This is a genomic window from Rathayibacter sp. VKM Ac-2803, assembly GCF_009807175.1.
GTDB lineage: Bacteria > Actinomycetota > Actinomycetes > Actinomycetales > Microbacteriaceae > Rathayibacter.
This window is the reverse complement of sequence record NZ_WUCD01000001.1, coordinates 1,254,298-1,277,040: the sequence shown is the minus strand read 5'-3', so window position 1 is coordinate 1,277,040 and position 22,743 is coordinate 1,254,298. Positions and strand designations below refer to the sequence as shown.

Here is a 22,743-nt window from a genome sequence, read left to right as displayed (position 1 = left end):
GCGCCCGACAGGCGTCGGCGTCAGGCGTGGTTCACCTCGCCGACGACGGGATCGTCGTCGTCACTCGGTGGGATGGTGCACAGGTGCTCGGCGACCAGGCCGGCCACCAGGAGGACGACGGAGCCCACGATCGTGGCGACGTCCTGCCACACGGAGCCTAGCGAAGGGATGACGGCCCGGCTCAGCAGGTAGAGGAGGATGCCGCCGGAGGCTCCGAGCAGGAGCGCGCCGACGTGGCTGGACGCCTTGGCGAGGACGACGACCCGCATCGCGCGGAACGGGTCGATGGGGCGCCGGAGCGTGCCCTTCGTCGCCCGGTGGATGGGGATCGCGAAGCCGAGCACGAGCGCCGCCACGACCACGAGGGTGAGCGGCACCGTCAGCGGCGGGATGAGGACGGGGAGACCGGAGGAGGCGATCGCCAGGTCGAGGAGGAAGCCGGCGACGGCGCCCGCGAGGCCGAGGCCGAGGAGGGTGCTGATGCGGGTGCGCTTCACGGAGTGCTGCTCTCGGGATCGGGGTGTCCGGGGGCGGTGCTCGTCGGGGCGATCCCGGAGGAGGCGCCGCTCCGCCACGCTATCGTCTCCGGCCGGTCCTCGACCCGATCGGTCGCGCGGATCCGGAGGTCGGCGATCGGGCCGGCGCCGGGCAGCACCGCCGACGGCTCGACGTCGAGCCACGGCTCGAGCACGAACGCCCGCTCGTGGGCCCTCGGGTGGGGCAGCGTGAGGTGCGGGTCGTCGCGGGTGACGCCTCCCATCGCGATGACGTCGATGTCGAGGGTGCGGTCGCCCCAGCGCTCCTCGCCCTCACCGCGGAGCCGGCCGCCGGCGAGCTCGATCGCGGAGGTCGCGGCGAGCAGGTCGTCGGGCTCGAGGGTCGTCGAGGCCGTGACGACGGCGTTGAAGTAGGCGGGCGCGTCGCGGTCCACTCCCTCGAGCTTCCACGCCGGCGACTCGACGACCTTGGACACCGCCAGGACCCGCACCCCGGGCGTCGTCGCGAGGGCGCGCACCGCGTCGGAGAGATGGGCCAGCCGGTCGCCGAGGTTGCCGCCCAGCGCGAGGACCACGTGCCGCTCCGGCCGGATCCGCTGCTGTCGCGGCCTCACGAGCGGCTCCTCGTGATCTGCACGGCGACGTCGTCGAAGGGCAACGGGATCGGGGCGTCGGGCTTGTGCACCGTGATCCGCACGATCTCGGCCGCGGCGAAGCCCAGGGCGACCTGCGCGAGGCGCTCGGCGACCGTCTCGATGAGGTCGACCGGGTCGCGAGTCACGGCGTCGGAGAGGGCGATCGCGAGCTCGCCGTAGTGCACGGTCTCGGCGAGCGCGTCGCCGTCCGCCGCGGGAGCGGTGTCGAGCCAGACCGTCGCATCGATGACGAAGTCCTGCCCGTTCTCGCGCTCGAAGTCGAAGACGCCGTGGTGCGCCCGCACGCGCAGGCCCGTCAGTGTGATCGAGTCGCGGACGGCGAGGGAGGCGGGGTCGATCGTCACGGGCGCTCCTGGGCGAGTCGGGCGGCGAGCGCGATGGCGCGCGCGCTGGATCGGACGTCGTGGACGCGGAGCCCCCAGGCGCCGCGGTCGGCGGCGAGGAGGGTGAGCATCGCCGTGACCTCGTCCCGCTCGACCGCGGGCGCCCCGGGGGCGGCGAACGGCGCGAGGAAGCGCTTGCGCGAGTGCCCGACGAGCACCGGGAACCCGAGCGACGTGATCGCCTCGAGGTGTGCGAGCAGCGACCAGTCGTGCTCGCCGTTCTTGGCGAAGCCCAGCCCGGGGTCGAGGATCAGCCGGTCGTCGCGGATGCCGGCCTCGCGGGCGGCGTCGATCCGGCGCTCGAGCTCGCTCCGCACCTCGGCGACGACGTCGGAGTAGGTGGCGAGCGAGGTCATGTCGGCGCTGTGACCGCGCCAGTGCATCGCGATGTAGACAGCGCCGCGCTCGGCGACCAGCGGGAGCATCTCCGGATCGGCCAGCCCGCCGGACACGTCGTTGACGACGACGGCGCCGGCGTCCAGCGCCGCAGCGGCCGTCGACGCGCTCATCGTGTCGACGCTGACGCGCACGCCCTCGGCGGCGAGGGCGCGGATCACCGGGAGGACGCGGGCCTGCTCGGCGCGGGCGTCTACCCGGGGCGCCCCGGGTCGGGTCGACTCGCCGCCGACGTCGACGAGATCGGCGCCGAACGAGGCGACGCCGGTCCCCGACGGGGCGGTCATCGCGAGACCGTGCCGCACGGCGTCGTCGACCGAGAGCCAGCGACCGCCGTCGCTGAACGAGTCGGGAGTGACGTTGAGGATCCCGAGGAGCGCTGCGCGGCCGCCGGGAGCGAGATCCGTCGCGGAGGGGGGCACGTCACTCCCCCCGGGCGGCGCCGATCAGCGCGATGATCTCGGCGCGGGCGGCGGGCTCGGCCAGGGAGCCGCGCGCGGCGACGGTGACGGTCGAGCTGGCCGTCTGGCGGGCACCGCGCATCCGCACGCAGCCGTGCTCGGCGTCGACGACCACGAGCACGCCCTCCGGCGACAGACCGGAGTCGATCACCTCGGCGACCTGCTCCGTGAGCCGTTCCTGCAGCTGCGGGCGCGACGCGACGGTCTCGACGATCCGCGGGAGCTTCCCGAGGCCGATCACGCGCTCCCCCGCCCGGTAGGCGATGTGCGCGACGCCGACGAACGGCAGGAGGTGGTGCTCGCAGACCGAGCGGAACGACAGGTCGCGCACGATGACGGTCTGCTCCTCCGCCCGCCCGCCCTCGACGACCGCGAAGGTCTCGTCGAGGTGCGAGGCGGGGTCGAGCTCGAACTCGCCGAAGAACTCCTCGTACGCCTCCGCGAAGCGACGGGGCGTGGAGGCGAGCCCCTCGCGACCCGGGTCCTCCCCGATGGCCGCGAGGAGCTCGACGACGGCCGCCTCGATGCGCGCCTTGTCGACGGGCACGGGACTCAGGCCGTCGCGGGGCGGGGGGTGATCAGCGGCGGGCGCTGGGGGGCGATCTCGCCGGCGTCGGAGGTGACGCCTCCGTCGGTCACGCCCGCGTCGATGGGAGCCTTCGCGACCGGCACCGCGATGGGCGGCAGGTCGGAGAGCGGGCGCTTGTCGCTCGAGAGCCACTGCGGGCGCTCGTCGATCTTGCGCACGTCCTTGAAGATCTCGGCGAGCTGGTCGTGGTCGAGGGTCTCCTTCTCGAGGAGCTCGGTCGCGAGGCGGTCGAGGATGTCGCGGTTGGCGTTGATGACCTGCCACGCCTCGTCGTGCGCCTGCTCGATGAGCTGGCGGGTCTCGGCGTCGACCTTCTCGGCGATCTGCTCGGAGTAGTCGCGCTGGTGGCCCATGTCGCGGCCGAGGAACATCTCGCCGGACGACGAGCCGAGCTTCACCGAGCCGATGTCCGAGGACATGCCGTACTCGGTGACCATCTTGCGGGCGATCGCGGTCGCCTTCTCGATGTCGTTGGAGGCGCCGGTGGTCGGGTCGTGGAAGACGATCTCCTCCGCGACGCGGCCGCCCATGGCGTACGCGAGCTGGTCGAGGAGCTCGTTGCGGGTGGTCGAGTACTTGTCCTCGAGGGGCAGCACCATCGTGTAGCCGAGGGCGCGACCGCGCGGGAGGATCGTGACCTTGGTCACGGGGTCGGTGTGCCGCATGGCCGCCGCAGCGAGAGCGTGCCCGCCCTCGTGGTAGGCGGTGATCAGCTTCTCCTTGTCGCGCATGACGCGCGTGCGGCGCTGCGGACCGGCGATGACGCGGTCGATCGCCTCGTCGAGGGCGCGGTTGTCGATCAGCTGCGCGTTGGAGCGCGCGGTCAGCAGCGCGGCCTCGTTGAGCACGTTGGCGAGATCGGCACCGGTGAAGCCCGGGGTCTTGCGGGCGACGACCTCGAGGTCGACGCCTCCCGCGAGCGGCTTGCCGCGGCCGTGCACCTCGAGGATCTTCTTGCGGCCGAGGAGGTCGGGGGCGTCGACGCCGATCTGGCGGTCGAAGCGGCCCGGGCGCAGCAGGGCGGGGTCGAGGATGTCGGGGCGGTTCGTCGCCGCGATGAGGATGACGTTCGTCTTGACGTCGAAGCCGTCCATCTCGACCAGGAGCTGGTTGAGCGTTTGCTCGCGCTCGTCGTGACCGCCACCCATGCCGGCGCCGCGGTGGCGGCCGACGGCGTCGATCTCGTCGACGAAGATGATCGCGGGCGAGTTCTCCTTGGCCTGCTGGAACAGGTCGCGGACGCGGCTCGCGCCGACGCCGACGAACATCTCGACGAAGTCGGATCCGGAGATCGAGTAGAAGGGCACGCCCGCCTCGCCGGCGACGGCGCGGGCCAGCAGCGTCTTGCCGGTGCCGGGAGGGCCGTAGAGCAGGACGCCCTTCGGGATGCGCGCGCCGACGGCCTGGAACTTGGCGGGCTCCTTGAGGAACTCCTTGATCTCGTGCAGCTCCTCGATCGCCTCGTCGGCGCCGGCGACGTCGCCGAACGTGACCTTGGGCGACTCCTTCGAGACGAGCTTCGCCTTCGACTTGCCGAACTGCATGACGCGGTTGCCGCCGCCCTGCATGCCCGAGAGCATCAGCCAGAAGAACGCGCCGATCAGCAGGATCGGGAGGAGGAAGCCGAGAGCCGACAGGAACCAGTTGGTCTGCGGCACCTCGTCGGTGTAGCCGTCGGACGGAGCTGCCGCGGTGACCGCGTCGACGACCTCGGTGCCGCGCGGGGCCACGTAGTAGAACTGCACCTGCGTGCCGTTGTCGCCGTCGGCCTCGCTCAGGGTCAGATCGACGCGCTGCTCGCCGTCGACGATCTTCGCCGAGGCGACCTTGCCGTCCTGGAGGAGCTCGAGGCCCTCCTGCGTGCTGACCTGCCGGAAGCCGGACATGGTGATCAGCGAGGAGCCGATCCAGACCGCCACGATCGCGAGGACGACGTAGAGAATGGGACCCCGGAAGATGCGCTTGACGTTCATGAATGTTGCGGGTGCGACACCCGGCACCTTTCTGACGAGAAATGTGAGTGCCAGGCTACCTCCCGCTCTCTGAACGCCGGCCACGCGTTCGCCGTGGGCCGAAAGCGGTGCCGGCTGTGTTCATCGGCTCTGATGCGGCTGTGCCGCATCAGAGCTCGCGGTCGGCTTCCCGAGATGGCTGCGATCCGCAGAGCGGCCGGCGTCGGGCCGATCGACCGCGCACCGCCGCGGACGCCACCCATGCTGGTCGAGTAGCCCGCAGGGGCGTATCGAGACCCACGTCTGTCAGCAGGCCGAGCTTCTACCCTCGCCTCCTGACAGAGGTGGATCTCGATACGCCCGCTGCGCGGGCTACTCGATCAGCAGGGCGGGGACCTCAGAAGAACCATCGGCGTCAGCGGATCGGTGATCCGGTCCGGGGTTCCCCCACCACCTGAGCGTCAGGCGGTCTCGAGGAGGGGCTCCGGGTCGCGGAGGGCGGGGGCCAGGCCGCGGCGGCGGCGGGCGGCGGCCAGGACGGTGACGCCCAGGGCGCCGAGGAGCCAGAGGGAGAGGACGAGGACGGCGTTCGCGACTCCGATGCTGCCGCCGGCGATCAGGGAGCGGAACGCCTCGACCGTGTAGGTGAGGGGCAGCGCTCCGTGGATCGCCTGGAAGAAGGCGGGCGCCGTCTCGGTCGGGTACGTGCCGCCCGCGGAGGAGAGCTGCAGCACCATCAGGAGCAGCGCGACGAACCGGCCGGGGGCGTCGAGCAGCGAGATCAGGGCCTGGTTGATCGCGACGAAGGTCAGGCTCGTGAGCACCGCGATCCCGATCATGCCGGGTACGTTCGCGGCCTCGATCCCGACGCCGAAGCGGATGACCAGCGCGGCGAGGACGCCCTGCGCGACGGCCATCAGCGCCCCCGGCAGGTAGCTGCGCAGCGCGATCACCCACGCCGGACGGCGAGCGGCGAGGAGTCGCTCGCTCAGCGGAGCGCTCATCAGGTAGAACGCGAGCGCGCCGACCCAGAGCGCGAGGGAGAGGAAGTAGGGCGCGAGGCCGTAGCCGTACTGCGGCACCTCGTTCAGGCGCTCCTTGTCGAGGGCGACCGGAGCGGCGGTGACGGCGCTGAGCGTCTCCGCCTGGTCGGCGGTGTAGGTCGGCACCTGGTCGGCGCCGTCGGTGAGCTTGTCGGTGAGGGTCTGCGACCCGTCGGCGAGGGAGTCGATGCCGGTCTCCAGGCTCTCGGAGCCGGTCTCGGCGGTGGCGGTGCCGTCGGCGGCGGAGGCGGCTCCGTCGGCGAGCGTCCGGGCGCCGGTGGCGAGGGAGGCGGTTCCCGAGGCGAGGGAGTCCGTCCCCGTCGACGCGTCGGCGATGCCCGTCGTGAGCGGGCCGACGCTGCCGGCGAGGGTGCCGACTCCGGAGGCGAGCTGCGCGGCTCCCGTGTCGAGGGAGGCGGCGCCGGCCGCGAGCGTCCCCGCGCCGGTCGAGAGCGCCTGGGCGCCGGTGTCGACCTGGGCGACTCCCGCCGCGACCTTCTGACTGCCGGCGGCGAGGCCGCTCGCGCCGGTCGAGACGGAGGCGGCGCCCGCGGAGAGCGCGGTGAGACCGGTCTTCGAATCGCCGACCAGCGCGGCCGTGCCGGCGGAGAGGGCCTGAGCGCCCTGGTCGACACCGGCCGCCCCGGTCGACACCTCGGCCGCGCCGGTCTCGAGCTGCGTGATCAGAGCGAGGCGCTGGGCGTCGGTGAGGGTGCCGTACTGGGCGAGCAGCGACTGCAGGCCGGTGTCGACGGTCGCGGCACCGGAGGCGAGTGCGGGCGTGCCGGCGGCGAGCGTCGACGCTCCGTCAGCGAGGGATCCCCCTGCGGTGAGCGCTGCAGCCGCCCCGTCGGCGACCGAGGTCGCACCGGTCTGGAGCGTCTGCGCCCCGGTCGCGGCGTCGGCCGCGCCAGTGGCGAGCGCGGGGGTCGAGCCCGCGAGCGTCGACGCCCCCGTCGCCAGATCGGCCGCGCCGGCGTCGACCTTCTGCGCGCCCGCGGCGACCGAGGTCGCTCCGTCGTTCAGCGCCGTCGCCTGGGTGGGCAGCTGCGCGGTCTCGTCGGCGAGCTGCTGCAGCCCGGCGGCGAGCGTCGCGGCCCCCGAGGAGGCCGACGCGGCGCCGGTGCTGAGCGTCCCTGCGCCGGTCGCGAGCTGAGCGGTGCCGTCCTCGAGCTGAGACAGGCCCACGACGAGCTCGGAGGAGCCGTCGGCGGCCTGTGCGGAGCCGTCGGCCAGCTGCGCCGCTCCGTCGGCGGCCTGCGCGAGGCTGTCGTGGACGTCGGTGAAGCCCAGGTAGACGTTCTTCAGGTAGCTCTCGCCGACCTCCTTCTCGACGGTGGCGGTGACGGTCGAGCCGATCGTCGAGGCGATGGTGCCGACGATGAGGTTGGCGCCGTCGTCGGTCTCGATCGAGAGCTTCGCGACGGAGGCGGCGGCCGGGTCGTCGCCGCCGAGCGAGGCGACATCGGCGGAGAAGCCCGACGGGATGGTCAGCACGGCGTAGACGGCGCCCGAGGCGAGCTCGCTCGCCGCCTCGTCGGCGTCGAGCCGGGTCCACGCGAAGTTCGAGGAGGAGGTGCTCGAGAGCAGCTCGTCGGTCACCGAGTCGCCGAGGGCGAGCGCCGAGCCGTCGGCGGCGGTCGCACCCGTGTCCTCGTTCACGACGGCGGCGGGCACGGTGTCGAGGGTGTGGGTCGGATCGAGGTTCGCCGAGGTCAGCAGCCCCGCGTAGATCAGCGGGATGAGCGCGATCGCGGCGAAGACGACGACGAGGCGGGGCTGGACGCGCCCGAGGGCACGACGGAGGGCTGAGGTGGGCATGATCCTTCTACTTCGCGGAGGTGGAGTGGAGAGCGGCGAGCCGCTGCGACGCGACTCCGGTGACGAGGAGCTCGGCGATGTCGGCGGCCGCGTCGGCGACCGGGCGGCGCGGGTCGCCCTCGAGCAGCCAGCCGACGACGAGCCACGTGGTGCCCGCCGCCAGGAAGGTGGCGAAGCGCTCGACGCGGGCGTGGTCGCCGGCGCCGGGCTCGCGGGCGGCGAGCGGCGAGAACGTGAGCAGCCGGCGGGCGAGGAACGCGACGACCGACTCCTGCACCGCGCGCGCCGTGCCTCCGGTGAGCACCCGGCGGTAGAAGTCGGCGTGCACGAGGAGGCCGTCGAGCAGGCCGTGGACGACCCGCGGCACGGCCGGCTCCCACTCCTGGGCGGACGAGACGGGCGTCGCCGCCGCGAAGAGCGCGTGCATCCGCTCGACGGCCGCCGCCTCGATGAGCGAGGGGACGTCTCCGAAGTGCTGGTAGAAGGTGGGCCGGCTGACACCGGCGGCCGCGCAGAGCTCGGTGATCGAGGGCTGCGCGTCGCCGGGCCGGTCGAGGGCGGTGGTGATCGCCGCCGTCAGCAGGTCGCGCGAGCGGGTCAGCCGCGGATCGGTCACAGGGGCCCTCTTCTCCTCCGGAGTCGAGGCAGCGCCCCGTCTCTTACGTTCGTAAGTAACTTACAACCGTAAAAGAAAGCGCGCAAGCGACGCCGATCGTCAGGCGGTCTCCTGGTCCGGGACGATCGTCGCGATCGAGGTGGTGTCGATGATCAGCGAGTCGTGCGGAGTGAGCCCCGGGCTCTTGGGGGTCGGCACCGGCAGGCGGACGACCAGCGCGCCCGGGTCGACGCCGAACCGTCCGGCGGTGGTGCGCCCGACGGGGTCTCCGTCGAGCTCGGCCAGCACGGGCTGATCGAGCTCGAACGCGAACTCGCGGCCCGGCCACTGCCGGAGGGAGGCGAGGCCGTTGCGATTCCCGGTCGCCACGTCGAGCGCCAGGCCGAAGCGGCGGCGCAGCAGAACGAGCTCGAGATCGCCGTCGTCGAGCACGGCGCCGGCGGCGAGCTCGATGTTGGCGACCACCGAGCTGCAGTTGCAGGCGAGCACCATCAGGCAGCGGGTCGGCGGCTCGGGTGCGCCGTCGATCGTGATCGTCGCCTCGAAGCCGGCCTTGAACATCGCCGGCGCGCCCGCCGCGACGTAGGCGCCCCAGCCGACCTTCTTCTTCAGCTCCTCGTCGGTCTTGTCCATGATCTCGGCGTCGAGCCCGACTCCGCCCATCACCATGAACACCCGCTCCTCGCCGTCGTCGAACACGGCGGTGCCCACGTCGATGGCGCGGTCCTGCCCGAGCAGCGCGATCTCGACGGCCTCGGCGAGGGACCCGAGCGGGAGTCCGAGATTGCGGGCGAGCAGGTTGCCGGTGCCGCTGGGCAGGAGTCCGTAGGACACCCCCGTGCCGCGGAGCACGGCGGCGACCGCGCGGACCGTGCCATCGCCTCCCATCGCGCAGACCACGTCGGCGCCCGCCTCGAGCGCCGCGCGGGCGGCCGAGGCGCCGGAGTCGTCGACGCTGGTCTCGAACCAGAGCGGCTCGTCCCAACCGAGACGGCGGGCGACGGTGGCGACCAGATCCTCGGCGGCACCGACGTCGTCGAACTTGCTCGGATTGATGACGACGGCGACCCTGCGCCCGGGGCGTGCTCTCTCGGCTCTCACCGTCTCAGTCTGGCGCGCGATCGAGGGCCGCCGCCGCCTCCGTCGCGAGCACGGCGCCGAGCTGGGCCGAGAGGGTGGCCGGCAGGGTGGGAGGCGCATCCCAGCGCGGACCCGCGAGCAGCAGCCCGTTGCGCTCACTCGTGCTCCAGAGGGCCTCGACGCTGCCGGTGACGAAGCGGCGGAGGCGCTCGGCGGTCGCGGGGACGACTCCGTCGGTCGTGGCCAGGTCGACCAGGTGGCGGTAGGCGATGCCGCCGAACAGGGCGCCGTCCCCCGTGCCCTGGTCGACGAAGACGCCGTCGGGAGCGAGGCGCGTCAGCAGATCGTCGGCGGTGAGGGAGGCGTGCGCCACGAGCCGCGGGTCGGGGCGCAGGCGGTGCAGGGCGAGCGCCGCGCCGATGTAGACGCCGTGGTTGTAGCTGAACGCCCAGTCGTCGCGCGCCGAGCCGCCCTCGCGGCCGATGCCGTCGGCGACGAATCCGGTCTCGGCGTCGCGCAGGCGCACGTGCATCCAGTCGAGGGCGGCGCGCGAGAGCTCCTCGCGGCCGTCGGGTCGGAGGCGCTCCAGCCGGGCTCCGAGGATGGCGAACGGGCCGTTGGCGGGCGCGTTCTTGTAGTCGAGCTGTCGGCGGCGCCAGGCGAGGCTCGCGCCGTGCCGGAGGTTCCAGCCGCGATCGACCGCGAAGCGCCAGAGGTGGTCGGCGCGGTCGAGCCACCTCGGCTCGTCCGTCGCCTCGCCGAGCCGCGCGAGCGCACCTCCGAGCCACATCATGTCGTCGAAGTAGCCGTTGACCAGCCGGCCGCCGTTGCGGAGGCGGATCGCGCGGTGGAGCCGCGACGCCCGCTCGAGGTGCTCGGCGTCTCCGGTGCGCTCGAAGGCGTCGACCTGGGCGTCGATCGCGTGCGCGAGCCACCAGTAGTCGAACTCGAGATCGGCTCGGAGCGAGGTCGGGTAGCTGTTGTGGTACCCGAGCACCGGCGCGCCGAAGAGCCGCTCGAGGCTCCGCTGGGCCGTGTCGGCGCGGCGGCTACTCGTAGACGTGGGGAGCGAGGATCGCGACATCGCGGAGGTTGCGGTAGCGCTCGGCGTAGTCGAGTCCGTACCCGATGACGAAGTCGTTGGGGATGTCGAAGCCGACGTAGGCGACGTCGACCTCGACCTTGGCGGCGCGGGGCTTGCGGAACAGCGCGCAGATCTCGACCGACTCGGCGCCGCGGCTGCGCAGGTTGCCCTGCAGCCACGAGAGCGTGAGACCGGAGTCGATGATGTCCTCGACGATCAGCACCTTTCGGTCGGTGATGTCGGTGTCGAGGTCCTTCAGGATGCGGACGACGCCGGAGGACTTGGTGCTGCTGCCGTAGGAGGAGACGGCCATCCAGTCCATCACGATGTCGAGCTTGAGCTCGCGGGCGAGATCGGCCATCACCATGACGGCGCCGCGCAGGACCCCGACGATGAGGAGGTTCTCGCCGGCGTAGTCGCGCTCGATCGCGCGGGCGAGACCGCGGATCCGCTCATGGATCTCGGCCTCGGTGAAGAGGACCTCGGTGATGTCATCGGCGATGTCGGCTGCTTCCACCCGGCCACTCTACGGGTCGGCTCCGCCGGCCCGCGGACCGCGGGGAGGGCGAGGCCGGCGCCCGCCCCGGCATGCTGGTCGAGGAGCCCCGCAGGGGCGTATCGAGACCCGCCGGCGTCAGCAGATCACGCCGTCGATCCGGACTTCTGACGCTGGTGGATCTCGATACGCCCGCTCCGCGGGCTACTCGATCAGCGAGGAAGGCGACTACGCGGGTCAGGTCGCGGGCGCGGGTCAGCTCGAGGAGGCGCGTCAGCTCGCTGAGGCCGGTCAGCTCGCAGGCGCGAACACCAGGGCGGCGCCCACCCGGGTCGCGCGGACGCCGGGGAGGTCGACGCCCTTCTGGCCGTGCCAGTCGGTGACCAGGGCGGCGACCGCGAGGGTCTGGGTGCGCGAGAGCGAGACTCCGAACTCGTTGGCGACGACCAGGCGGATGATGCGCTGGCGCAGTGCCGGCGGGTCGGCCGCGAGGCCGCGGGCGTCGACCGTGACGTGACCGTCGTCGTTCTGGCCGACCAGCTCGAGCGCCCAGTCGAGGGCCATCGCATCGAGCGCGTCGGAGTCCTCGCGCAGCTGGTCGGCGGTGCGGGCGAGCGCCTCCGCGATGCCGGGCCCGAGCTCGTCCTCGAGCACGGGCAGCACGCTCCGGCGCACCCGGACGCGCGAGAAGCGCTCGTCGACGTTGTGCGGGTCGTCCCAGAACTCGAGCCCGCCGTCGGCGCACGCCGCCCGGGTGCTCTCCCGGCGGATCGCGAGCAGCGGCCTCCGCAGCGGCCCGCTGACCGCCGCCATCCCGTGCAGGCTCGCCGCGCCGGCGCCGCGCGCCAGCCCCAGCAGCACGGTCTCGGCCTGGTCGTCGAGGGTGTGCGCGAGGAGGATCGCCGCGGCGCCCGTGGCGACCAGAGCGTCGTCGAAGGCGCGGTACCGCGCGGTGCGCGCCGCCGCCTCCGGACCGCCCTCGCCCGCGGGCGCCACCGAGACGACCTCGCGGAGCACCGGCGAGAGCCCGAGCGCGCGCGCCTGCTCCGAGGCCCGCTGCGCGACCGCGGCCGATCCCTCCTGCAGACCGTGATCGACGATCACCGCGCCGGCGCGACGCCCGCCGCGGGGTGCCTCGAACGCGACGGCGGAGGCGAGCGCGAGCGAGTCCGCTCCCCCGCTCAGCGCGACCAGCACCAGCACGTCGGGTTCTAGCTCGTCGAGGCTCGCGCGCACGGCACGGCGGATATCGGCGACGGCAGGAGTCAGGCGGGGGCGATCGGGCACATCAAGTAACGTAATGCCAGCGATCCGGCCCCCCGAGTGAGTGCTCGGGAGGCGGGTCCGATCCGCCGATGCGCCGCTCACGGCGCCACCGACTCAAGGAGCGAACATGGCCGCATACGACGTCGTCGTAGAGATCCCCAAGGGCAGCCGCAACAAGTACGAGGTCGACCACGAGACCGGTCGCGTCTACCTCGACCGCGTGCTGTTCACCTCCTTCGTCTACCCGACGGACTACGGCTACTTCGAGAACACCCTCGGCCTCGACGGCGACCCCGTCGACGCGCTGGTGCTGCTCGAGTACCCCGTGTTCCCCGGCGTCGGCGTCTCGGTGCGCCCGGTCGGCGTCCTCAACATGAGCGACGAGGCCGGCTCGGACGCCAAGGTCGTCGTGGTCCCCGCGAAGGACCCGCGCTGGCAGCACATCCAGGACATCGGAGACGTGCCCGAGCAGACCAAGAACGAGATCAAGCACTTCTTCGAGCGCTACAAGGACCTCGAGCCCAACAAGTGGGTCAAGGTCGAGGCCTGGGGCGACGCGGCTGAGGCCGAGCAGATCGTCCAGGACGGCATCAAGAAGCTGGCGGAGGAGGGTCACTGACCTTCCGCCTCTGAAACGAGGGAACCCGCTCCCGTCGAGGGATCCAGCAGCAGCTGGACGTCTCGACGGGAGCGGGTTCCCTCGTTCTGCGACTGGACTAGGAGGCCGGGCGGCCGACCATCCCGGTGGGGCTGCCCCAGATGGAGTGGATCCGCACCGGCGAGTTCGGGTTCGGCGCCTCGATGATCTGGTCGCCGCCGAGGTAGATGGCGACGTGGTAGTAGTCGCCCGGGTAGTCGGACCAGAAGATCAGGTCGCCGCGCTGACGCTGGCTGTAGGGGACGAGCTTGCCCTGAGCCGACATCTCGTTGTACTGGTTGGTCGCCGAGTGCGTGCCGATGTACTCGCCGGCGGAGGCGTACGACTGCTTGGTGAGGCCGGAGCAGTCCCAGACGTCGGGGCCCATGCCGCCGAGCACGTAGCGCTCGCCCAGCTGCTGCATCGCGTAGTCGATCGCGATCTCGACGGTGTTGGAGTTCGAGACGGGCGCCGGGGCCGGAGCGGGCACGGGCGCTGCCGGAACGGGTGCCGGCGCGGGCTGCTGGACGACGGGTTCCGGGGCAGCCGGAGCCTCCGGTGCTGCCGGAACGGGAGCGGGCGCTGGAGCGGCGGCAGGCGGCGCCGCAGGAGCCGGCTGCTGCGCCGGGGACTCGGGCTGGGACGCCGCGGGCGCCTGAGCCGGCTGCGCCGCCTCCTGGGCGGCCTCGGCCTCGGCCTGAGCCTGGGCGGCCGCTGCTGCGGCGGCGGCCGCGGCCTTGCGCTGCTGCTCGCCCGCGAGGAACGCGGTCTCGATCTCGACGGTGGAGTCCTTGAGCAGCGCGAGCTGGGCGATGAGCTCGGACGACTTCTCCTCCTGCGCGGCGAGCGCGGCCTGGGCGGAGGCGGCGGCCGCGTCGGCGACGGAGCGCGCCTCGTCGGCGGCGTCGGACAGCTTCTGGTGCTCGACGACCGCGACGTCGGCCTGCTCGGCGAGCGACTCGGCGTTCTGCTTGTCGGCGAGGGCGTCCGAGTAGACCTTCTGCGACTGCTCGGTCAGCTGCGACATCGCGCCGAGCTGGTAGAGCAGGTCGCCGGCGTTCTCGCCGCTCGCGACGAGGCTCATCGAGAGGTCTCCGCCCGCGGCGCGGGAGAGGTGCGCGGCGAGGAGGCCCGCGCGCATCCGCGACGTCTGGGCCTTGGTCGAGGCCTCGGCGGCCTGGGCCTCGAGCTCGTCGACGGTCTGCGCGGCGGCGGCGAGCGACTCGGACGCCTGGCGCCAGGCCTCGGCCTTCTTCATCGCGACGACCGACGCGTCGTCGACCTGGGTCTGGAGACCGGCGATCAGGGCGGTGATCGAGTCGATCTCGGCCTGCTTGGTCGCCTCGTCGGCCTTGGCGTTCTGCACGTCGTCCCACGACGGGTAGCTCGGGTCGTCCGCGGTGGCGGGCGTCAGACCGAGGGAGGCGGTGACGGCGGTCACCGCGAAGGCGGCCGAGACGGCCAGCGGCAGCCGGCCCCTCCAGGTCCGCTCACGCGGTGCCGGGGTGAAGCTGCGGGCGGTCGTCTTCGCGTCAACCAAGTGTGACTCCTCGTGCGGCCATGAAGGGCTGAGCGTCGACGGCGACGCCGTTGACGCGGGTCTCGTAGTGCAGGTGGCACCCGGTGGAGGCGCCGGTCGAGCCGACGGCCGCGATCTGCTGTCCGGCCTCGACGCGCTCGCCGACGCTGACGTAGATGCCGCCCGCGACGATGTGGGCGTAGCCCGTGCTGATGCCGTCGCCGTGGTCGAGCAGGATCCAGTTGCCGTACGTGCCGTTGGGGCCCGCGTACGACACGGTGCCGCTGTGGGCCGCGTAGATCGGGATCCCGCAGCCGCCGGCGATGTCGGTGCCGCGGTGCGAGTTGCTGCTGGAGCCGCCACCGGTCGAGATGCTGCCGCGGGGGCCGAAGGTCCCGGTGATGCGCCCTGCGGCGGGGCGGACCCAGCCGGAGTCGCTGACGGCGGTCGAGCCGCCGCCCGCGGAGGGTGCCGGCGCGGCGTAGCTGCCGCTTCCTCCGGAGCTCGGTCGTGCGGCCGCCGCGGCGGCGGCCTGAGCGGCCTGCGCCGCGCGGTAGGCCTCGGCGGCCGCCGCGCGGGCCGCGGCCTCCTCGGCGAGCTTGCGCTGGCGCTCGGCCTCGCGCGCGGCGACGCCGGCCTGGTACTCGGCGACGGTGCGCGACTCCGTGTCGCGCAGTGCCGCGAGCTGCTCCTCGAGGATGATGCCCTGCTGCTGCTGCTCGGCGAGCGCCGACTCGGAGGCGGCCTGGGCGGAGGTGGCCTCGGCCAGCGCACTCTCGGCGGCGACCCTCAGGCGCTCGCGCTCGGTCTGCGCGACCTTCGCCTGCTCGGCGAGGGAGGACGCCGTGTTGCGCGAGGTGCTCGCCTGCTCGTAGATCGCGTTCGAGCGCTCGACGAGCTTCGACATGTTGCCGATCTTCGAGAGCAGGTCGTCGGCCTCGCCGTCCTGCCCGTCGAGGAAGATGTTGACCGAGAGGTCGGTGCCGGTGGTGCGGTAGAGCTGCGCGGCGAGCAGGCCCGCCTGCTGCGAGGCGGCGTCGGCCTCGTCGGCGCTGGCGGTGGCCTGCGTGTCGAGATCGGTCGCGCGCTCGGCGGCCTGGTCGAACGCCTCCTGAGCGGCGAAGTACTCCTCGCCGCGCTGCTGCGCGAGTTCCTGGGCGGCGGCGACCTCGTCCTGCAGGCCGTCGATCAGGGAGGTGATGTTCTCGACCTGGGCGGCGGCGGCGGCGGTGTCGCCCTTGGCGGCCTCGACGTCCTCCCACGACGGGTACTCGACGGCCTGCGCGGGCGTCGCGACGAGGAGGCCGGCGAGGAGGGCGAGGACGGCGGAGGCCAGGGCAGCGCCGCGGAGTCGACCGGGCCGCGGCGCGTCGGAGGACCGAGCGGGGCGAGAGCGGCGCGGCGAGTGGAGCATGGGACCTCTGGAGTGTCGGTGGAGCCTCCTCCGCCGACGGTGCGGCTCCATCGCGCGGAGGATTGCAATTCCGACCAACCCTAGTCAAGGCACTACCGGCGCGCCTAGAGCGGCTCCGGCCCCGGACGGGCTTCTTCACACGCCGGAAACCTTCGGTTTTGCATATCCGGCTCGGTATCCCTATGCTTGCGTGTCGGTAGTGATGGGGGGTCGATCGCAGGGTCGCCCCGCGAGCTCCCGGCCCCATCGTTTAGTGGCCTAGGACACCGCCCTTTCACGGCGGCAGCACGGGTTCGAATCCCGTTGGGGTCACGATGGGCCGGCTTCACCACGACTACCTGCAAGTGCACCGATCCGCGAGGGTCGGGGCGTGAAAATCGAACAGCCTCGAAGGCAGTATGCTTGTCTTCGCAACGAGGCCCTGTAGCGCAGCTGGTTAGCGTGCCGCCCTGTCACGGCGGAGGTCGCGGGTTCAAGTCCCGTCAGGGTCGCAGAGAGGCCCTTCCGAGAGGAAGGGCCTTTTCATCGGGGTCGCCACGTGCGGCCCCTGCGGCGTTCTCGTCGCACGGCTCTGTAGCTCAGTTGGTAGAGCGCACGACTGAAAATCGTGAGGTCACGGGATCGACGCCCGTCGGAGCCACGGAAACCCTCGCCTAGCTTCTACATGGCGGGGGTTTCTTTCGTCCCGGGGCCCTCGTCTCCGGGACGGGGCTGTTCGCCCAGGTCGCCTGCGTAGGCTGATCCGGCCATGGACTCCGCCTTCCCGCCGCCCGACCCGTCGACGATCGCCCTCGATCCTCCGGAGTCCGCGCCGCGCGGGTGGGCGCCCCCGACCGGATCGATGCTGCCGGGTGCGCCCGCCTCGTACGACGGCTGGCTGCCGGCCGAGCCGCAGCCCTCGGTGGGAGCCCCGTACTCCTCTCTCCTCTACCTGCCCGACCCGCGGGTGCGCTGGGGCCTGCCGACCGCGGTGCTCACGATCGTGGGGATCGTCGTGCCGCTGGGCGCGCTCATCCTGCTCTTCGGGTTCGGTGTGCTGCCCTACTCCCCCGGTCTGCTGTTCGCGGGCGCGTTCGGGAGCTACCTGGTCGGGCTGGTCGTCCCGATCGCGGCGTCGCGGCTGCGCGGCCTGGGGTCGCTCGCCGCCGACTACGGCCTGCGGTTCCGCTGGGTCGACATCCCGATCGGCATCGGGCTCGGCATCGGCGTGCGCCTGGCGATCGTCGCCGTGCTGCTGGTCTTCTCGCCGTACCTGCAGGATGCGCAGACGAACCTCGACCTCGAGCCCGATCCGCTGTGGTTCGTGCTCAGCTCGGTCGTCATCCCCGTCGTGGTCGCGCCGATCGTCGAGGAGATCCTCTGCCGCGGTGTCGTGATGCGGGCCGTGCGGAACCGGATGCTGCGCCGGCGCACGGACGAGGCGCCTCCTACCCGCGGTCGCCGGATCTGGGCGGCCGTCTTCAGCGTCATCGCGTCGACCGCCGTCTTCGCCCTGCTGCACGGGCACCAGATGGTGAACCCGGCGACGATCGTGACGCTCGGCACGACCACCGTGATCGCGGGGCTCGCGCACGGCTGGATCTCGACGGTGACGGGCCGGCTCGGGGCGGCGATCGTGTCGCACGCGACGCTGAACGGGACGGCCGTGCTCCTGCTGGTGCTGGTGACGGCGCTCAGCTGAGGCCCGCGGAACCGGGAAGGCGCGGCTCAGACGTCGACGGCGCGTGGCGCCGATGCGTCCCTCAGCGGCAGCTCGCCGCGGACCTGGCGGTGCAGGCGCTCCATGTCGGAGTCGAGACTGGCGGCGGTGCGCGCGGCGTCGGCGAGGCCGTCGAGCAGCTCCTGCGGGACCTGGCGGTCGTACTTGTAGTAGATCTTGTGCTCGAGGCTCGCCCAGAAGTCCATCGCGATGGTGCGGAACTGGACCTCGACGCAGACGTTCACCGAGCCTCCGGACAGGAACACCGGGACCTCGACGATCGCGTGCAGGCTCTTGTAGCCGTTCTCCTTGGGCTCGGCGATGTAGTCCTTCACCTCGAGGACGGTCACGTCGGACTGCGAGGTGAGCAGCTCGAACACCCGGTAGACGTCCGAGACGAAGCTGCAGGTGATCCGCACTCCGGCGATGTCGGTGATGGCGCCCGCGATGCCCTCGAACGTGGTCTCGCAGCCCTTGCGCTCGATCTTCTCGATGAGACTGTCGGCCGACTTCAGCCGGCTGGTGACGTGCTCGATCGGGTTGTACTCCTGCAGCTCGCGGAACTCCTCCTGCAGGATCGACACCTTCGTGACGATCTCGTCCATGCCGAACTTGTACTGCAGCATGAAGCGCGCGAAGTCGTCGCGGAGCGCCCGGATCTCGGCGACGGTGGTCGCGTCGAGGGCCTGCGCGACCGCATCGGTCAGCGGAGGCACGGCGACGGTGTCTGGCGAGCGGGGATCCACAGTCGGACACCCTACGCGCGGTCGCATAAGCGCCGGATGTGAGTGCGGACACGCCCGTCCCGCAGGCGATACTGGGCGCGTGAGCACGACCGCACCCGGAGCCGCGCCCGGCTCGTTCCCGCCGCCCGATCCGGCCGCTCTCTCCCCGGGGCGCCCGCCTCGGCGCGCCCTGTCGCGCGGGGCGCGCCTCGGCATCGCGGCCGGCGTCGTGCTCGCGCTGGCGGTCGGCGGAACCGTGACGACCGTCGTCGTGCGCGGCCAGGTCGCCGAGCAGCGCTTCGAGGAGGCGGGCACACGACTCGTCGAGACCGCGCAGGACCACGACGACGCCGTCGCGGAGTGGGACGCGCTCGAGGCCGCGGTCGCGGTCGAGACGGACGGCGTCCGCAGCGCAGTGGCCGCGGCGGATCCGGCCGCCGTCGACGCGGTGAGCCGCGACGAGTACCTGAGCGCGATCGATCGGGTCGTGGACGCGGCCGATGACGTGCCGGTCGGCGAGCGCGCGGCGGTGCTCCCTCCCGTCGACCCCGAGGAGACCGAGGAGCGCTTCGACGCGGCCGACGGCTTCGACGAGCGCTCCGACGCGCTCGAGGACGACGCGGCCGAGCAGCGGGAGCAGACCGCGCGGATCCGTCCGCTGCTCGGCGAGGCGCGCACCGCCTCCGCCGACTTCGCCGCGTCGACGGCCGAGGTCGGCACCGCCCTCGCCGAGGCGAGCACCGCCGCGACGCACGAGCAGCGCTGGCTCGTGGAGCGCGCGCTCTACGGCTACGGCGGATCCGACGAGCCCGTCGATCTGGGAGAACCCGCGCTCCTGCGCGCCTACCTCGCCCGCGTCGCCGAGCTGCAGCAGTCGCAGGCCGACGGCCTCGCCGAGCGCGCCTCCGCCGACTGGCCGCGCAAGCAGCAGGTGCTCGACTTCGCCGACTCGATCGCGGGCGGCGTGCCGATCGACGTGAGCTGGGAGGAGAGCATCGAGATCGACGGAGTCGCCTACGGCTCGCTCGACAGCGGCGCCGGGCTCGCGACGTGGACGCTCGAGGACGGGGCGCCGGCGACGATCCAGCTGACCGAGAGCATCCAGCGCAACTGGGGCGCGGAGTGGACCCGCGGGCTGGTCGCCCACGAGGTCGGGCACGCCATCACCTCGAAGGACGGCTGCTACGAGCTGTACCGCGCGGCTCCGTTCGAGGGCGACGACGAGAAGTGGGCGACGGCGTGGGCGCTGTCGCAGGGGTTCGCGGACGGCTCGGGCACGGAGCCCTACGGCGACCCGGGTGCGGACGCGGTGGCGATCGCCTCCGCCTGCCGCTGACCGACCCTCAGCCCACCGCGCGCCGGTAGAAGGTGACGCCGTGCATCGGCACGCCGCCGAAGCGCTCGAGCTGGGCGCGTGCCGCCGACGACCCGTCACGGGCGATGGCGGGCACGCGGAGGCGCCGGTACCCGCGCTCGGCGAGGTGCGCCTGGAGATCGCGGCCGAGGAGGGTGCCGACTCCGCGCCCCTGATCCTCGGGATCGGTGCACTGCAGCTGCAGCACCGCCTCCTGGCGGAACCGGGAGCGGGTCACGAGCGCCTGAGCGTGCTCGACGACGCCCATGCGGCCGCGGGTGCTCTGCAGGAAGCGGGTGTAGTCGGGGACGGCCAGGGCGAAGCCGACGATCCGGCCGCTCGCCTCGTCGGTGGCGAGGCGCAGGATGTCGGGGTCGAGCAGCGCGGCCATCGCGGCGGCGGCGGTCGAGCCGCGCTGGACCTCGCCCGCCGTCACCTCGATCCCGGACGGTGACCCGGCGTGGGCGCGGTTGAGGACGTCGAGCATCTCGGCGCGAGCGGCCTCGGTGCGGGCGGCGGTGAGACGGCCGGGGCGCAGGCCCGCGGCCGCCCACTCCTCGGGGGCCACCGGACCGAGCGGGACACCCGCCTGCCTCGGCACCGTCTCGACGCTCCAGGTGTCGCCCTCCCAGATCCGCTCGAAGCCCGCGTCTTCGTAGACGCCCGGGTAGCTCGGCGGGTTCCAGAGCACGCGATCGAAGCCGCGCTGCGAGAAGCCGCTCGTGATCACTCCGCCGCCCTCGTGGGGCAGCAGCGACACCGGACCGAGGATCTGCTCGTGCCCGCTCGCCCGCTCGGTCACGGCGTCGAACAGCGCGGCGGCCGCCTCGGCGTCGGCGAACTCGGTCGCGCCGAACAGCAGGGTGCGGGCGCCGACCCGGGCGTCGAGCCGCGGATCGGAGTGCACGGTCGTGCGGCCGACGACGCGACCGCCGTGGTCGCGGACGAGGAGCAGCTCGACTCCGGCCGGCCGCAGGCGCGACCCGCGCCACCACGACTTCAGCAGCGCGTCGGGCAGCGGGACGGTGAGCGAGCGGGGGTGCAGGCGCCCGGGCAGGAGGCTGAAGTCGTCGTACTGCGCGCGCGACTCGACCCGCTCGACGTGCATCGCGCCTCCGCTCCCCCGGCGACGGCGCGCCCTCCGCCCAGAGTAGGAGTGGGCGCGCGGGTGGCGCGACTCGGGGCGGGCGGGCGGTCGGGCTCGCAGGATCCGGTGCGGCTCGCCGGAGGGTCTATATCCCGCGAGCCGGACCGAGTTCCACGAGCCGGAGGTGCTCCGGAGACCGGCCGCGGTCCGCCGGGCGGGGGATGCCGCGGGGCGCGGCGCGTCAGTAGGGTCGGACGATGGTGACCGGCTTCAACTTCGTCTTCGTCCTGTACGCCGTCTTCGTGGTCGTGATCGCGGTGGTCCTGATCGTGCTCGCCGTGCTGCTCTGCCGCCTGGCCATCGCCGCGCGCGAGAACCAGCTGACGACGGCGCGGCTGCGCGAGCTGCAGATCGAGCGGATGCTCGCGGAGGACGACGAGTAGGTCTCCCTGCCCTGACAGGCCCGGCGGTCAGGGCAGCGCGGGGCGCGCGTCCGGACGCGAGACCTTCGGGATCAGCAGCCCCAGCACGACGGCGACGACGGCACCGATCGCGCCGATCACGAAGGTGGTGCGGAAGCCCTCGGAGCTCGGGACGTCGACCGCGCCGACCGTGACCGTTAGCTGGGCGAGCACCGCGGCGGTGACGGCCGACGACAGGGTCGTGCCGAGGGTGCGCATCAGCGAGTTGAGCCCGTTGGCGGCGGCGGTCTCGGAGAAGGGCACGGCGCGCATGATCAGCGTGGGCATCGCGGCGTAGGCGAGGCCGAGGCCGACTCCGATCAGCGCGTTGATCACGAGGATCTGCCAGACCTCGGTGCCGAACGGGAGCACCAGCAGGTACGAGAGGGCGATCAGCGCGGCGCCCGAGATCAGGACGATCCGCGGTCCGGACGAGGCAGAGAGGCGCGCGGCGACCGGCGACGTCGCCATCATCGCCAGGCCGGACGGGGCCAGGACGAGGCTGGCCACGATCAGGCTGAGCCCGAAGCCCGCGCCCGAGGCCAGCGGCGGCGACTCGAGCATCTGCGGCAGCGTGATCTGGGCGCCGAAGAAGGCGAAGCCGACCGCCACGGAGGCGAGGTTGGTGAACAGCACGGCGGGTCGCGCGGCCACGCGCAGGTCGACGAGCGGGCTGGACTGCCGCAGCTCGTACCAGCCCCAGATCAGCAGGACCGCGACGCCGCCGAGGCCGGAGCCGAGGATCGCGGGGCTGGTCCAGCCCGCGTCGTTGCCGCGCGAGACGGCGATCAGGATGCCGCTGAGTCCGATGGCGAGCCCGATCGTGCCGACGACGTCGAAGCTGCCGGGCGCGCGCAGGGTCGACACCGGCACCACGAGGAGGACGAGCACGATGTCGAGCACGCCGAGGGCCGCCGACATCCAGAACAGGACGTGCCAGTCGAGGTTCTGCGCGACGAGGGCGCTGAGCGGGAGTCCGAGCGCGCCGCCGATGCCGAGGGTCGCGCTGACGAGGGCGATCGCGCCGGGGAGGCGGTCGCGGTGCAGGGTGTCTCGGAGGATCGAGATCCCGAGCGGGATGACTCCCATCACGGCGCCCTGCAGCGCTCGACCGACGACCAGCGTCCAGACGTCGCCGGCGAACGCGCAGACGATCGAGCCGATCACGAGGACCACGAGCGCGGCGACCGCCATCCGCCGCTTGCCGTAGAGGTCGCCGAGCCGGCCGGACACCGGGGTGAGGATGCACGCGCTGAGCAGTGTCGCGGTGATCACCCACGCGGTCTCGCTGCGATCGGCGCCGAGGAGGGTCGGCAGCTCCGACTGGATCGGCACGACCAGGGTCTGCATGAAGGAGGCGCTCATGCCGGCGAAGGCGAGGACGGCGGTGATCAGCCGCGGATCCGGAGAGCGGGCGAGGGAGCGAGGGGAGGGCACAGAGGTCCTTCGGTGTCGGCGGTGCGTCGTATTGCCCAGCTTTGCATCGGCCGGCTCCGGTATCGAGCCG

At 72.8% G+C, this 22,743-nt stretch carries 21 protein-coding genes and 3 tRNA genes; 7 read left to right on the top strand and 17 right to left on the bottom strand.

Annotated elements, in window-relative coordinates:
- Positions 1 to 20 precede the first annotated feature (20 nt).
- The 12 genes from GRS96_RS05925 to tilS form a co-directional block, all read right to left on the bottom strand.
- Positions 21 to 497 carry a DUF3180 domain-containing protein gene (locus GRS96_RS05925; RefSeq protein WP_159854788.1) on the bottom strand — a complete coding sequence of 159 codons (477 nt, stop codon included), beginning with the start codon at positions 495 to 497 and terminating at the stop codon, positions 21 to 23.
- Complete coding sequence (gene folK, locus GRS96_RS05920; protein ID WP_159987991.1) at positions 494 to 1,111, bottom strand: 2-amino-4-hydroxy-6-hydroxymethyldihydropteridine diphosphokinase; 618 nt, start codon at positions 1,109 to 1,111, stop codon at positions 494 to 496. Before folK ends, GRS96_RS05925 begins: the two co-directional genes overlap by 4 nt.
- Positions 1,108 to 1,497, bottom strand: coding sequence for a dihydroneopterin aldolase (folB, locus tag GRS96_RS05915; protein WP_235021864.1), 390 nt, complete (start codon positions 1,495 to 1,497; stop codon positions 1,108 to 1,110). Before folB ends, folK begins: the two co-directional genes overlap by 4 nt.
- Positions 1,494 to 2,354, bottom strand: a complete 861-nt coding sequence (folP, locus tag GRS96_RS05910) for a dihydropteroate synthase (RefSeq protein WP_159987990.1) — start codon at positions 2,352 to 2,354, stop codon at positions 1,494 to 1,496. The genes folB and folP overlap by 4 nt, the downstream gene beginning before the upstream one ends.
- A gap of 1 nt (position 2,355) precedes the next feature.
- The gene (folE, locus tag GRS96_RS05905) at positions 2,356 to 2,940 is read right to left on the bottom strand and encodes a GTP cyclohydrolase I (protein WP_159854794.1); all 585 of its coding nucleotides are present in this window, start codon (positions 2,938 to 2,940) and stop codon (positions 2,356 to 2,358) included.
- A 5-nt stretch (positions 2,941 to 2,945) separates the two neighbouring features.
- Positions 2,946 to 4,955, bottom strand: a complete 2,010-nt coding sequence (gene ftsH / locus GRS96_RS05900) for an ATP-dependent zinc metalloprotease FtsH (RefSeq protein ID WP_159854796.1) — start codon at positions 4,953 to 4,955, stop codon at positions 2,946 to 2,948.
- Positions 4,956 to 5,395: 440 nt separating this feature from the next.
- Entirely contained in the window at positions 5,396 to 7,798 is a 2,403-nt protein-coding gene (locus GRS96_RS05895; protein WP_159987989.1) for a YhgE/Pip domain-containing protein, read from the bottom strand.
- Positions 7,799 to 7,805: 7 nt separating this feature from the next.
- A complete protein-coding gene (locus GRS96_RS05890; protein ID WP_159987988.1) occupies positions 7,806 to 8,414 on the bottom strand; it encodes a TetR/AcrR family transcriptional regulator in 609 nt (202 codons plus the stop codon).
- Between the two features lie 99 nt (positions 8,415 to 8,513).
- Entirely contained in the window at positions 8,514 to 9,515 is a 1,002-nt protein-coding gene (locus tag GRS96_RS05885) for a diacylglycerol/lipid kinase family protein (protein ID WP_159987987.1), read from the bottom strand.
- A 4-nt stretch (positions 9,516 to 9,519) separates the two neighbouring features.
- Complete coding sequence (locus tag GRS96_RS05880; RefSeq protein ID WP_159854804.1) at positions 9,520 to 10,578, bottom strand: glycoside hydrolase family 76 protein; 1,059 nt, start codon at positions 10,576 to 10,578, stop codon at positions 9,520 to 9,522.
- Positions 10,544 to 11,095: a hypoxanthine phosphoribosyltransferase gene (hpt, locus tag GRS96_RS05875; RefSeq protein ID WP_056041011.1), complete on the bottom strand. Its 552-nt coding sequence runs from the start codon at positions 11,093 to 11,095 to the stop codon at positions 10,544 to 10,546. The genes GRS96_RS05880 and hpt overlap by 35 nt, the downstream gene beginning before the upstream one ends.
- Positions 11,096 to 11,365: 270 nt before the next feature.
- Entirely contained in the window at positions 11,366 to 12,361 is a 996-nt protein-coding gene (gene tilS / locus GRS96_RS05870) for a tRNA lysidine(34) synthetase TilS (protein WP_159987986.1), read from the bottom strand.
- A 106-nt stretch (positions 12,362 to 12,467) separates the two neighbouring features.
- Between tilS and ppa the strand changes: the two genes are divergently transcribed.
- Positions 12,468 to 12,959: an inorganic diphosphatase gene (ppa, locus tag GRS96_RS05865; protein ID WP_159987985.1), complete on the top strand. Its 492-nt coding sequence runs from the start codon at positions 12,468 to 12,470 to the stop codon at positions 12,957 to 12,959.
- Between the two features lie 97 nt (positions 12,960 to 13,056).
- On the opposite strand, the gene GRS96_RS05860 is transcribed toward ppa, so the two are convergent.
- The gene (locus GRS96_RS05860; protein ID WP_159987984.1) at positions 13,057 to 14,517 is read right to left on the bottom strand and encodes a C40 family peptidase; all 1,461 of its coding nucleotides are present in this window, start codon (positions 14,515 to 14,517) and stop codon (positions 13,057 to 13,059) included.
- The gene (locus tag GRS96_RS05855) at positions 14,510 to 15,910 is read right to left on the bottom strand and encodes a M23 family metallopeptidase (protein ID WP_159987983.1); all 1,401 of its coding nucleotides are present in this window, start codon (positions 15,908 to 15,910) and stop codon (positions 14,510 to 14,512) included. The genes GRS96_RS05860 and GRS96_RS05855 overlap by 8 nt, the downstream gene beginning before the upstream one ends.
- A 239-nt stretch (positions 15,911 to 16,149) precedes the next feature.
- Here GRS96_RS05855 and GRS96_RS05850 point away from each other — a divergent pair.
- From GRS96_RS05850 to GRS96_RS05835, 4 genes are all read left to right on the top strand, one after another.
- A tRNA-Glu gene (locus GRS96_RS05850) sits at positions 16,150 to 16,222 on the top strand.
- 105 nt (positions 16,223 to 16,327) lie between these two features.
- Positions 16,328 to 16,401: transfer RNA gene (locus tag GRS96_RS05845), tRNA-Asp, on the top strand.
- A gap of 76 nt (positions 16,402 to 16,477) precedes the next feature.
- A tRNA-Phe gene (locus tag GRS96_RS05840) sits at positions 16,478 to 16,550 on the top strand.
- A 108-nt stretch (positions 16,551 to 16,658) separates the two neighbouring features.
- Positions 16,659 to 17,591 carry a CPBP family intramembrane glutamic endopeptidase gene (locus tag GRS96_RS05835; RefSeq protein ID WP_159987982.1) on the top strand — a complete coding sequence of 311 codons (933 nt, stop codon included), beginning with the start codon at positions 16,659 to 16,661 and terminating at the stop codon, positions 17,589 to 17,591.
- A gap of 26 nt (positions 17,592 to 17,617) precedes the next feature.
- Here GRS96_RS05835 and GRS96_RS05830 read toward each other — a convergent pair whose 3' ends face one another.
- On the bottom strand, positions 17,618 to 18,235 hold the full coding sequence (locus tag GRS96_RS05830) for a GTP pyrophosphokinase (protein ID WP_235022083.1): 618 nt from the start codon (positions 18,233 to 18,235) through the stop codon (positions 17,618 to 17,620).
- A 199-nt stretch (positions 18,236 to 18,434) separates the two neighbouring features.
- Between GRS96_RS05830 and GRS96_RS05825 the strand changes: the two genes are divergently transcribed.
- Positions 18,435 to 19,670, top strand: a complete 1,236-nt coding sequence (locus tag GRS96_RS05825) for a hypothetical protein (protein WP_159987981.1) — start codon at positions 18,435 to 18,437, stop codon at positions 19,668 to 19,670.
- A 7-nt stretch (positions 19,671 to 19,677) separates the two neighbouring features.
- Here GRS96_RS05825 and GRS96_RS05820 read toward each other — a convergent pair whose 3' ends face one another.
- Positions 19,678 to 20,796, bottom strand: a complete 1,119-nt coding sequence (locus tag GRS96_RS05820) for a GNAT family N-acetyltransferase (RefSeq protein WP_159858400.1) — start codon at positions 20,794 to 20,796, stop codon at positions 19,678 to 19,680.
- 236 nt (positions 20,797 to 21,032) lie between these two features.
- Between GRS96_RS05820 and GRS96_RS05815 the strand changes: the two genes are divergently transcribed.
- Positions 21,033 to 21,218 carry a hypothetical protein gene (locus tag GRS96_RS05815; protein WP_159858397.1) on the top strand — a complete coding sequence of 62 codons (186 nt, stop codon included), beginning with the start codon at positions 21,033 to 21,035 and terminating at the stop codon, positions 21,216 to 21,218.
- A gap of 27 nt (positions 21,219 to 21,245) precedes the next feature.
- On the opposite strand, the gene GRS96_RS05810 is transcribed toward GRS96_RS05815, so the two are convergent.
- Positions 21,246 to 22,673, bottom strand: a complete 1,428-nt coding sequence (locus GRS96_RS05810) for an MFS transporter (RefSeq protein WP_235022080.1) — start codon at positions 22,671 to 22,673, stop codon at positions 21,246 to 21,248.
- Positions 22,674 to 22,743: the final 70 nt, after the last annotated feature.